An 11,591-nucleotide genomic window follows, 5' to 3' on the forward strand; every position below is an offset into this window, starting at 1 on the left:
ATGTCCGCTCGGTCAGGCCGAAAGGAGAACGATCGTGACGCGCGTGTGCTCACGCCAGGTGGGCTGAGCCCATTTCCGCGGACCGGTGGCTCCCTGGCAGCCAGCCGCCATCCTAACCCAGGTGGCGGGCGGCCCAGGGGGTGACGACGAAGCCTCGCTTCACCGTCAGCAGCTCGACGTTGGCGGTCCAGGACAGGATGCCCTCGATGCCGGCCAGCGTGTGGGTGGTGAACTGGAACAGGTCGTCGTGGGTGGGCAGGATGACCTCGCACATCAGCGACTGCTGCCCGAGGGTGGCGGCCACGTACCGCACGCCGGGCAGCTTGGCGAGCTCGCGGGCGACGCCGTCGAGCCGGGCCGGTGCGACCGACACCCAGAAGAGCACCTCCGCCTCGAAGCCCAGCGCGGCGGCCGGCACCAGCGTGATCACCTGTACGCAGCCGGTGCTGTGCAGGGCCTCGAAGCGGCGCCGCACGGTGCTCTCGCTGACCCCGAGCCGCGCGGAGACGGCCTGGAAGCTGGCCCGGCCGTCTTCGCGCAGCACGTCGACGATCTGCTCCCCCACCGTGTCGATGTGGTCGGGCGCGCAGTCGTGCACGGTCGGCGGGGGGCCGAGCTGGCTGGCATCGGGCAGCAGGTGGCGGCTCCACTCGTGGGTGGACTTGTACACGTGCAGCTCGAGGTCGGCCACGCTCCCCCGCACGCCGGGGATGGCCTGCACGCCGTTGAGCAGCACGGAGTGCAGCCCGGCGTCCTTGGGCACGACGACCTCGGCGACAAGGTCGTAGGCGCCGGTCACCAGCGCGACGAACCGCACCTCGGGGATCGCGGCGAGGGCCTGCGCGGCGCTGAGCTGGGTGCCGGGCGCGCAGTTGATCCGGGTGATCAGCATGTTGGTGGAGCCGAGGAAGACGGCGGCGACCCGGACCAGGCCGGCGGCGAACAGCTGCTGGCCCCGGCGGGCCACGGTGTTGACCGAGACGCCGGTGAGCTGGGCGATGTCGGTCCAGCTGGCCCGTCCGTTGACCTGGAGCGCGGCGACGATGCGCCGGTCGGTCGAGTCGAGGTGCGCGTACATGTCGACGGGCATCATGCCACGCGGGCGAGGAACCGCCGGACCACCGCCTGGAACAGCTCGGGTTCCTCCAGCTGGGGCGAGTGGCCGGACTTTTCGAAGACGACGAGCTCGGCGCCGGGGATCAGCGATGCGATCGTCTCGGCGCACTCGACCGGCGTGATCCAGTCGTGGCGGCCGACGGTGACCAGCGTGGGGCAGGTGATGCCGGGCAGCTTGGCCTTGATGTCGTAGCTCGGCTGGTTGACGGCGAAGGCGAAGTTGTGCGTCTCGTACCGGTACGGGGTGGCCGCCACCCGCTCGCGCACCTTCGCCCAGTCGAGGTCGTGGTCGTAGAGCGGGAGGATCTCGGCCCAGCAGTCGCGCAGGTCGGCGTCGTCGCGGACGGTGCCGGACATGATGCGGTCGAGCTTCTCCCGGTCGACCTTGACGCGCGCCGACGACAGGGCGTTGCGGAGCGCGGCGTCCTGGTTGGAGCTGTCGGCGGCGGTGTCCCGCAGCACGAGGGCGGAGACCCGCGAAGGGTAGTGGATCGCGTACTCCATCGCGACGAAGCCGCCGTACGAGCCGCCGGCCATGACGATCCGCTCGGCGCCGAGCCAGGCGCGCAGACCGTCCACGTCGGACGCCCACTGCTCGTGGGTGAACGGCGGCTTGCCCTCGCTGGTGCCGGAGCCGCGGGCGTCGAAGACCACGACGCGGTACGCGTCCGCGAACGGGCCGAACGACGCCAGGGGCTCGGTGTGCGAGCCGAGTCCGGGTGCTCCATGGTGGACGATCATCGTGGGCTTGCCAGGCCCGTCGCCGAGCACCTCCACGGTGAGGCGGTTTCCGTTGATCTCGACGTGCATGTCAGGCTCCGATCACGATGTCGGCCAGGTCGCGCGGGTACCCGGTGAGCCGCCGCGGCCCCTCGTCGGTCACGAGCACGGTGTCCGAGATGCGGTAGCCGGCGTGGCCCGGCACGTACAGGCCGGGCTCGCTGGAGAGCACCATGCCCGGCGCGAGCACGGTGTCGTCGCCGTCGGCCACCCACGGCGGCTCGTGGAAGCCCAGCCCGATGCCGTGTCCCTGCCGGTGCCGCAGGTACTCGGCGAAGCCGGCGCGGCGGATCACGTCGAGGCAGGCGCGGTTGGCGTCGGCGCAGCGGGTGCCGGGGCGCAGTGCCTCGGTGCCGACGTGCTGCGCCTCGCGGACCACGCTGTAGTAGTGGCGCTGCTCCGGCGCCGGCTCGCCGAGCAGGAACGTGCGCTCGCTCTCCACGAACCGACCGCCGACCGCGCACCCCAGCGACAGCATGAACGGCTCGCCGCGGCGGAGCCGGTCGCCGCCGGGCAGCCGGTGCGGCTGGGCCGAGTTGGGTCCACTGTAGACGAGGCCGCCGGTGAGCATCGGCACGACGACGACGTCCTCGTGTTCGGCGTACATGAGCTGGGCGCCGAAGCGGGTCACGTGCGCGGCCAGCTCCGCCTCGGTGGGCAGGTCGTCCTTCGCCTCGCCGACCAGGCGGACGCCCTCGGCCACCATGGCGTCGGCGATCCGGGCCGCCTCGACGTGCAGCGCGATCTCCTCCGGCGTCTTGCGCAGCCGGCGCGCACCGACCAGGTCGCTGACCGTCCACCGGGTATCCGCGAACTCCGACGCCAGCGCCTGTACCCGGGCATACGACGTCGACGGCGCGTGCGCCGCGCGGCGGGGCTGGGCGCCCACGGCGTCGCGGAGCACCGCGAAGGGTGACCGTTCGCCAGGAAACTCGGGGTAGACGGCGAGCGTGGCGCTGGCCTGCTGGTCGGCCGCGTACTCGCGTTCGAGGTCGGGCACGAGCAGCAGCACCTCGCCCTCGCGCGGCACGTACGCGGCGACCGGGCGCTCGTTGGGAAAGTGCGCGAAGCCGGTCACGTAGGCCACGTCGAGCGGGTCGTCGAGCACCAGCGCGTCGAGGCCGGCGGCGTCGAGGTCGGCGCGCAGTCCAGTGTGGAGGTCGGCGTAGAAGGCCGGGGCCAGTCGCATGCGGGTCACCTCGTACGCGGGTTGCTGGCGTCGTTGTAGGCCACCGCGACGAGCGTGGCCGAGACGACGAGCAGCAGGATGGCCAAGGACGGGAAGAGCGTGGTCCACCACGCGGTCGCCAGGGAGCCGGACCGCTGCGCGTTGTGCAGGATCGCCCCCCACGACCAGCTGTCCGGGTCGCCGAGGCCGAGAAACGACAGGCCCGCTTCGGAGAGCACGGCGCGCGAGGTGGTCAGGACGACGGAGACGGCGACCACCGGCGCGACGCCCGGCAGCACGTGCTTGCGGATGATCCACAGGTGCGAGCCGCCGAGCGCGTGGGAGGCCGAGACGTACGGCAGGGGCACGACCGCGAGGCCCTGCGAGCGCACGACCCGGGCCACCTCCGGCCAGCTGAACGCGGCGATGACCACGACGAGCGTGGGCACGCTCGGGCCGGCGAGCGCGGCGACGAGGATCATCAGCGGCAGCACCGGCAGCGAGAGGGACAGGTCGACGACCACGCCGAGGGCGGCGTCGGCCCGCTTGAAGTAGGCGGCCGCGACGCCGACGACGACGCCGACGACGATGGCCAGCAGGCTTGCCGCCAGGCCGACCACGATGCTCACCCGGGTGCCCCACACCACCTGGGCGAACACGTCGCGGCCCAGGTCGTCGGTGCCGAACCAGTGTGCGCCGCCGGGCGGGGCGAGCACGTCCTCGCCGTACCCGCTGGGGTAGTCGGCGATCAGCGGCGCGGCCACCGCGACGAGGCCCATGAGCAGCAGCACGGCCACGGCGGCCGGGCCGAGCGGGTTGCGCCGGAAGGCCTCGAACGTGAGCCGGCCGGGCGACTCGGTGACGGTCTCGCCGGGCGCCGCCGCGCGGCGACCGGTCGGGCGCCGGAGAAGGGTCATGACGCCCGCACCCGGGGGTCGAGCACGCCGTACGCGATGTCGGTGAGCAGGTTGGCGACGATCACGGTGAACGCGAGCATGATGAACGCGCCCTGGAGCACGGGAAAGTCGAGCTGCGCGACCGCGTCGTAGATGGCCCGGCCGACGCCGGGGTACGCGTAGATCGACTCGGTGAGCACCGCGCCGCCGACCAGGAAACCGAGCTGTAGCCCCACCAGCGTGGTGGTGGGCAGCAGCGCGTTGCGCAACGCGTGCCGCCACACCACCCGCCGGTTGGGCAGGCCCTTGGCGCGGGCCAGCCGGCAGTAGTCCTCGCCCAGCGCCTCGATGAGCGTGCTGCGCAGGGTCAGCACGTACGAGCCGAGCTGCACCAGCACGAGCGACAGGCAGGGCAGCACGAGGTGCTTGGCGATGCTGGCGTACGCGGCCAGGCCGTAGACGTCGTCGTCCATCGCGCCGCCGATCGGCAGCCAGCCCAGTCGCACACCGAAGAGGTACAGCAGGAACACGCCGATGCTCGGCACGAACAGCGACTGGCCGGTGATCCCGCCGACCTGGATGAGCCGGTCGAGCAGGCCCTTGGCCCGGGTGGCGGCGAGCACCCCGAGCGGGATGCCCACCACCACCGTGACCAGCAGCGACGACCCGGCCAGCAGCATCGTCCAGGGCAACCGTTCGAGCAGGATGTCGAGCACCGGCTGGTTCTGCCGGAACGAGACACCGAGGTTGCCCTGGGCGAGCTGGGTCAGGAAGTGCCAATACTGCACGGGCAGCGACTTGTCCAGGCCGTAGTCGCGCAGCAGTTCGTCGTACAGCTCCTCGGTCATCGTCGGGTCGGCGACGGCCAGCGCCGGGTCGCCGGGCAGCAACCGCAGCAGCAGGAACGTCACGGTCGCCGCGAACCACAGGGTCAGCAGCCCGCGCAGCAGGCGGCGGACCAGAAACCGGGTGCTGCCGCCCATGCCTAGCCCTTCTTGGCCTGGGCGATCGACTGCGGGTTGACGATGGACAGCAGCTCGCTGGGCTGGGTCAGGAAGTTCGACCACTGCGCGGAGTGCGCGATGGTGAACTCCTCGACGTATAGCACGTTGTCGTACACCTTGTCGGTGATCATCTTGGCGGCCTGCTGGATGATCGGCTTCTGGTCGGCCTGGTCGAGCTGGGCCCGCGCCTGGTCGATCAGCTTGTCCAGCTCCGGGTCGCACGCGTTCGCGTAGTTGATGAAGCCCTTGCACTTGAACGCGAGCGCGAGGTTGGCCGGCGGATTGTCCATGATCGCCCACGAGCCGGCGTAGATGTCGTAGTCGCGCTCCTGGTACTTGGCGACGTAGGTGTTGCGCTCCAGGCCCTCCAGCTTGATGTCGACGCCGGCCTGCTTGGCCGAGTCGCGCACGAGCTGGGCCCACTTGGCGATGTTCGGGTCGGCCTGGTCGTAGATCATGCGGAAGCTGAGGCCGTCGAAGAGCCCGTCGCCGTTGCCGTCCTTGAAGCCGGCGCCGGTGAGCAGCTGCTTCGCCTTGGCGGTGTCGTACGTGTACTCCTTGGCGCTCGTGTCCTGCCACTGCTTGAGCGTCGGCGTGAGCACCGAGGAGTTGGACGAGACGGCCGAGCCTTGCAACGCCACCCGCCGGATCGCCTCGTAGTCGACCGCGGCCGCCAAGGCCTGCCGCACCTCGAGCCGGTCCAGTGGCTTGCGCTGCACGTTGTACTGCATGTGCGCCCAACCGAGCGATGGCACCTTCACAGTCTTGATCTTGTCATTGCCCTCGAGCGTCTTGGCCAGCGCGGGCGGCACGGCGTTGGCGATCAGGTCGATCTCGCCGTTGCGCAGCGCGAGCGCCTCGGTGTTGACGTCCGGGAAGACCCGGAAGACGACCTCCTCCGCGGTGGGCTTGCCGCCGTCGACCAGCGGGTACGAGTCGACCCGCTTGAGCACGTACCGCTGGCCGCGCTCGACGGTCTCCAGCTTGTACGGCCCGGCGGAGACCCAGTCGCTGTCGTTGGCGAACTTCTGCACGCTCGGCGCCTTCTCGAAAACGTGTTTCGGCACCACTGGCATCCAGAACCCGACGTTGTCGAGGAACGTGCCGTCCGGCTGCGAGAGGTGGAACTCGATCTCGGTCGGCGACACCGCGGTGGCGTCGGTGTACGCGGGGATCAGGCCGGCCACGACGCCGATCTTCTCCTTGGCCACCGCGTCGATCGTGAAGATCACGTCGTCGGCGGTCACCTTCGTGCCGTCGCTCCAGGTGAAGTCGTCGCGCAGCGTCACCTTGGCCGTCTTGCCGCCGTCCGCGTACTCCCACTTCGTCGCGAGGTACGGCGTCCGCTTGCCCTCCATGTCCATGCTCATCAGGCGCGGGTACATGAGGTTGGTGACCCAGGTGTCGGTGCGGCTGTTGCCGACCAGGGGGTTGTAGTTGACCACGTCGGCCGTGGTGCCGATGGTGAGCCGGCCCGAGCCGCCACCGCTGTCGGAGGAGTCGCTGTCCGGGTTGCTCGGCGAGCAACCGGCCGCGACGAGTGCTATCGAGGCGATGCCCACGAGGATGCGTCGCATTAGTGCCAGACCTCCGCAAGGACGCGCATGATGTTGCCCCCCAGGACCTTGACGATCTCGTCGTCCGAGTAGCCCCGGCCGACCAGCCAGGACGTGATGTTCCAGTAGCACTCGGCCGGGTTTTCCAGGCCGTCCACGTAGGACACCCGCGGGTGCTCGACGTGCCCGTGCGCCTCGGCGATGGACAGGTGCGCGGCGAACGCGTCGTGCAGGCCGACGTGGTCGCCGAAGAGGGTGTCTGGCCCGAAGGCCACGTGGTCGATCCCGACCAGATCCACGCAGTACGTGAAGTGGTCCATGACCGACTCGAGAGTGTGTCGCGGGTGGGCGGGCGAGAGCGTCGTGTGCGGTGCCGCCTCGATGCCGATGACCCCGCCCCGCTCGGCGCAGGCGCGGATCACCTCGTCGGGCTTCATGCGGTTGGTCGGCCACACCGCGCGGGCGCCGGCGTGGGTGATGAAGATCGGCTTCGTGGAGTGCCGGATCGTGTCGAGCGAGGTCCGGTCGCCGGAGTGCGAGACGTCGATGGCGATGCCCAGCTTGTTCATCCGGCGCACGGCCCGCTCGCCGAAGTAGGTCAGCCCGCCGTCGCCGCGCTCCTTCAGGCCGCTGCCGAGCGTGTTGGCCTCGCTGTAGGCGATGCCCATCTGCCGGACCCCGAACCCGTACAGGATGTCGAGCCGGTCCACCTCGTTTTCGATCATGGTGGCGGCCTCGGTGGCGACGACCAGCCCGACCCGGCCGCTCGCGTGCGCGTCGGTGATGTCGGCCAGCCGCTCGACCTTGACCAGGTAGTCCTGGTGCGCGACGTCGGACAGGCGGGTGCCGACGTCGGCGATGACGTCGCTCCACTTCCAGCCCATCTGGCTGGTGACGCAGCAGGTGCCGTCCATGAAGTTGTCGAAGACGGCGGTCATCCCGGAGCGCGCCAGCCCCTCGTAGCCGGTGTGGTGGCGCGCGGTCCGGTTGTACTCGACGGTCTCCCCGATGTCCTCCGGGAAGACCGAGGGGTGGTCGTGCAGCGAGATGACGATGTTGTCGGTGAGCAGCCGCCGCACCCGGTCGCGCTGGTCGCCGGTCAGCGCCGTCCCCTGGTAGGCGGGCACCCGGCCGAGCTCGGGCGCGAGCTTGAACTCACGGTAGTCGGACCCGGCCTCGAGGTAGCTGTAGGACCGGTAGCCGGTGTAGCGGGCGGCAGGATCCAGCACGCCGGGCTCCTTTCATGATTCACAACTAGCCCGACGGTGCCAGTATCAGTCAGTCGACGTCAAGTCCGTGAGGAAATCCGTCCATCACGGTGTCGTAACGACAGAATCCGTTAGGTTGTCGAGGCCGCGTAGATCGCGGCGACTGAAGCCTCCAGGATCCGGTCGAACTCCTCGTCGCTCTCCTGCCGCCGCAACCCCTCGGTGAGCGCCCGGGAGAAACTCGCGACGAGCCCGTGGTTGCGTGCCAGCCGCTCGGTGGCCTCGTCCCGCGAGTAGCCGCCGGACAGCGCGACAACGCGCAGCACCTTCGGATGCCGGATCAGATTGGCGTAGAGGTCGTCTTCGCTGGGGATGGTGAGCTTGAGCATCACCCGCCGCCCGTCCGGCACGCCGGACAGCCGTTCCGCGATGCCCTGCTCGAGCAGCCGCTCAGCCTCCGCCTTGTCGTCGCTGTTGATGTCGACCTCGGGCTCCAGGATCGGCACGAGCCCGGCGTCCAGGATCCGTCGGCCGTACATGAACTGCTGATCCAGCACGGCGGCGATGCCGTCGGGGTCGGCGCGCGCGATGAACGACCGCATCTTCGTGCCGAACACCCCCGCCTGGACCGCGCGCTCCAGCAGCCCGTCGAGCTTCGTGAACGGCTTCATCAGCCGCACCCCGTCCGCCTCGGGCGCGAGACCCTCGTCGACCTTGACGAACGGCACCACGTTCTTGTGCTCCCACAGGTACCGCGGGCTCGGCACGCCGGCCACGTCACGGTCCATCGTCTGCTCGAACAGGATCGCGCCGAGAATCCGGTCACCGCCGAACGCCGGCGCGGTGATGATCCGGCTGCGAAACTCGTGCATCAGGTCGAACATCTTCTGCTTGTCGCCGGCATAGGCCGACTCGGGCACGCCGTAGTGCTCCAGCGCCTTCGGCGTGCTGCCACCACTCTGGTCGAGCGCTGCGACGAAGCCCGCGTCATGGGCCACCTTGTGCAACTGCGCCTCGTTCATGGGACACCCCCTTTTCCTCGCGTCATACCCACAGACCGGGTCGGGCACCGCGTGATGCTTAGCCCAAAACCCAGGCCCACCGCTGTTGATCAGGGAGTTGATGTCACGACACACCGACCGACACGCCCACCAACTCCCTGATCAACTCCGGCCACCGCCCTTCCGCGGCGAAGGGTCCACAGCGCACCGTCGAGCCCATCCGAGCAGCAGGCGCGCCAAGCCCGACCCGACAGCGGAGCTAAAGCCCGCGGAAGCAAGACGCGCCACCACCCACCCACGTGGGCAAATAGGCTTCGAAAGTTTCGACCGCGGAAAGAGCGAGACCAGGCGGTTGACGCACGACGGCGATCGACCATAGTTTATGCCTGCCTCCGGAAAACTATCGGAAGGAAGGCACATGAAACTACGCGCCGCGCTCGCCTGCCTGGCGGTCTCCGCCACCATCGTGTCGTTCGCGCCTGGGTCCGCGGCGGCACAAGACACCGGGGACACGATCAGCTTCCGGCAGCGACTCCAGTCGATCGACGGGCTGGGCTTCGCGGCGGCGTTTCAGCGGGCGACGCTCCTGCGCGGGGATCGGGGCCTCTCCCCCGAGAGCACGCAGGCGGTGCTCGACCTGCTCTTCGACCAGCGGACCGGCGCGGGCGCGTCGATCGTGCGGATCGGCATCGGGTCGTCGACGGACGACGTCTACGACCACATGAAGACGATCGAGCCTACCGACCCGGGCGGGCCGGACGCGAAGCCCACCTACGTGTGGGACGGCGACGACGGCGCGCAGGTGTGGTTCAGCAAGCAGGCGCAGCGGTATGGCGTCAAGCGTTTCTTCGCCGACGCGTGGAGCGCGCCGGGCTTCATGAAGACCAACGGCACCGACGTGCAGGGCGGCGAGCTCTGCGGTGTGCCGGGCACGGCCTGCGCCAGCGGTGACTGGCGCCAGGCTTACGCCAACTACCTCGTGCGGTATCTGCGCTTCTACCGCCAGGAAGGCATCCGTATCACGGACGTGGGCTTCACCAACGAGCCCGACTGGACCGCGTCCTACGCCTCGATGCGCTTCACGCCCGCGCAGGCCGCCGACTTCGTCAAGGTGCTCGGGCCGACGCTGCGCCGCAGCGGGCTGCGCACCGAGCTGGTGTGCTGCGACTCGTTCGGGTGGAGCCAACAGGCGGCGTACACGGCCGCGATCGAGGCCGACCCGGCCGCCGCGCGGGAGGTCGCCACGCACACCGGGCACATGTACGCCAGCCGGCCCACCGCGCCGCTGCCCACCGGCAAGCCGACCTGGATGACCGAGTGGAACCCGAGCGGCACCACCTGGAACGAGGCCTGGGACGACGGCACCACCCACGCCGGCTTCGCCGTCGCGGAGAGCATCCACCAGACGTTCGCCGAAGCCAACGCCAACGCCTACGTCTACTGGGTCGCGATGTCGCTCGGTGCCACGCGGGCGTTCATCCAGCTGCCAAACTCGGGCGACGGCTACCGGGTCTCCAAGCGCCTGTGGGCCTTCGCCGCGTACTCGCGCTTCATCCGGCCCGGCGCGGTGCGGGTGACCACCCAGGTGGCCGACCCGCTGGTGAAGGCGACCGCCTTCCGCAACCGCGACGGCTCGATGACCGTGCAGCTGCTCAACACCGGCACGGCTACGGCCAGCACCACGTTCAAGACGGACACGCTCGTCAAGCGCACCACCACGTACCTGACGGACGAAACCCACTCGCTGGAACGCGTCGCCGACACCCGCTCGCACGGCACCCGGCGCATCCCGGTGCTGCTGCCGGCCCGGTCGCTGACCACGCTCGTGCTCAGGTAGAGCCCGCGTCAGGATCCGCACGCAACCTTCACCGTCCTATCACCAACGCCCCCGGCGGCGGCCGTACGGTCCCGAGCATGCCGCTGACGCTGCCCACCCATCCGATCGCCGTCGTGCCCCTGAAGCTGTGGCGGCCGCGGTGGTTCGACGGCGTGGGCCTCGTCATCGGGGCGGTCGCGCCCGACATCGCTTACGCCGCCGACGGATACGGCGTGACCATCCACAGTCACGCCTGGCACGCTCCACTGTGGTGGGCGGCGCCGATCACGCTGGTGGGCGGGCGGCTCGTGCGCTGGACGGCGCCGGTCGTGGCCGCACACCTGCCCGCCGGCGGGCGGCTGGCGCTGCGCGACTACGGCGTGCTCGGCACGGTGCGCCATCCATGGTGGATCACGGCGATCTCGGCCGTACTGGGCGCGCTGAGCCACATCGTGTGGGACGCGTTCACCCATCCCTATGTGGACGGTGGCCGGCTCCTGTTTCCCTGGCTGCACGCTCGGGTGGCGCCGGGGCTGCCGTGGTGGGAGCTGCTCGTGCGGGTGTCCGACCTCGTCGGCTTCGCGGTGGGGCTGGCGCTGATGCTGCACCTCGGCGGGGCGCGGCTGCTGCGCCGCTGGCACGGACCGCCCCCGCCGGCACCGCGCCGGCCGTTCGCCTTCTGGGCGGCGGCGTCCACAGTGGTCGCCGCAGGGCTGGCGTTGCTGCCGTTCCAACCCGCCCGCCTGCTGCCGGACCAGGCCATCCGGTGTCTCGTGATCGCCTGCCTCGCCCTGCTCGCCGGCACCCTGGCCGTGCGCCTCACCACCGTCCGCACCCCGCAAGGATCCGAGTGGGGCTAGGGACTTCTACTCGCTCTGCGGAGGCTTGGCCGACCCCTACCTCTGCCGTCCTGACGCAGCGTAACCAGCAAGGGGTAACCGCGACCAACCGCCAAGGGTGAGGCCGCGGGAGCAGCGATCTGGACCACGACGGACATCGCTGTAGCTCAAATCCTCGTCCTAAAGGGACTTGGAGGCAAGCCGCCT

General features: G+C 70.1%; 10 protein-coding genes. 2 read left to right on the forward strand and 8 right to left on the reverse strand.

The features are described 5' to 3' along the window. Nucleotides 1-112: 112 nt before the first annotated feature. The 8 genes from ACTMTJ_RS26835 to ACTMTJ_RS26870 all read right to left on the reverse strand — a co-directional run bounded on the left by ACTMTJ_RS26835 (nucleotide 113) and on the right by ACTMTJ_RS26870 (nucleotide 8,750). Nucleotides 113-1,090, reverse strand: a complete 978-nt coding sequence (locus ACTMTJ_RS26835) for an Lrp/AsnC family transcriptional regulator (protein ID WP_441220644.1) — start codon at nucleotides 1,088-1,090, stop codon at nucleotides 113-115. Then, nucleotides 1,090-1,926 (reverse strand): alpha/beta fold hydrolase, encoded by an 837-nt coding sequence (locus ACTMTJ_RS26840; protein ID WP_441220646.1) that lies wholly within the window; start codon nucleotides 1,924-1,926, stop codon nucleotides 1,090-1,092. Before ACTMTJ_RS26840 ends, ACTMTJ_RS26835 begins: the two co-directional genes overlap by 1 nt. Nucleotide 1,927: 1 nt before the next feature. After that, nucleotides 1,928-3,085 carry a M24 family metallopeptidase gene (locus tag ACTMTJ_RS26845; RefSeq protein ID WP_441220648.1) on the reverse strand — a complete coding sequence of 386 codons (1,158 nt, stop codon included), beginning with the start codon at nucleotides 3,083-3,085 and terminating at the stop codon, nucleotides 1,928-1,930. Nucleotides 3,086-3,090: 5 nt separating this feature from the next. Further along, a complete protein-coding gene (locus ACTMTJ_RS26850; RefSeq protein ID WP_441220650.1) occupies nucleotides 3,091-3,981 on the reverse strand; it encodes an ABC transporter permease in 891 nt (296 codons plus the stop codon). Next, a complete protein-coding gene (locus ACTMTJ_RS26855; protein WP_441220652.1) occupies nucleotides 3,978-4,943 on the reverse strand; it encodes an ABC transporter permease in 966 nt (321 codons plus the stop codon). Before ACTMTJ_RS26855 ends, ACTMTJ_RS26850 begins: the two co-directional genes overlap by 4 nt. Nucleotides 4,944-4,945: 2 nt before the next feature. Beyond that, nucleotides 4,946-6,541: an ABC transporter substrate-binding protein gene (locus ACTMTJ_RS26860; protein WP_441220654.1), complete on the reverse strand. Its 1,596-nt coding sequence runs from the start codon at nucleotides 6,539-6,541 to the stop codon at nucleotides 4,946-4,948. Continuing rightward, nucleotides 6,541-7,749, reverse strand: coding sequence for a dipeptidase (locus ACTMTJ_RS26865; RefSeq protein WP_441220656.1), 1,209 nt, complete (start codon nucleotides 7,747-7,749; stop codon nucleotides 6,541-6,543). The genes ACTMTJ_RS26860 and ACTMTJ_RS26865 overlap by 1 nt, the downstream gene beginning before the upstream one ends. Nucleotides 7,750-7,859: 110 nt before the next feature. After that, nucleotides 7,860-8,750 carry a fructose bisphosphate aldolase gene (locus ACTMTJ_RS26870; protein WP_441220658.1) on the reverse strand — a complete coding sequence of 297 codons (891 nt, stop codon included), beginning with the start codon at nucleotides 8,748-8,750 and terminating at the stop codon, nucleotides 7,860-7,862. 397 nt (nucleotides 8,751-9,147) lie between these two features. Here ACTMTJ_RS26870 and ACTMTJ_RS26875 point away from each other — a divergent pair, with 397 nt between their 5' ends. Both ACTMTJ_RS26875 and ACTMTJ_RS26880 read left to right on the forward strand, forming a co-directional pair. Continuing rightward, the gene (locus tag ACTMTJ_RS26875) at nucleotides 9,148-10,566 is read left to right on the forward strand and encodes a glycoside hydrolase family 30 protein (protein ID WP_441220660.1); all 1,419 of its coding nucleotides are present in this window, start codon (nucleotides 9,148-9,150) and stop codon (nucleotides 10,564-10,566) included. 77 nt (nucleotides 10,567-10,643) lie between these two features. Next, a complete protein-coding gene (locus ACTMTJ_RS26880; RefSeq protein ID WP_441220662.1) occupies nucleotides 10,644-11,405 on the forward strand; it encodes a DUF4184 family protein in 762 nt (253 codons plus the stop codon). The last annotated feature ends 186 nt before the right edge of the window (nucleotides 11,406-11,591 follow it).

The sequence above is a fragment of the Phytohabitans sp. LJ34 genome (genome assembly GCF_052068095.1).
GTDB lineage: Bacteria > Actinomycetota > Actinomycetes > Mycobacteriales > Micromonosporaceae > Phytohabitans.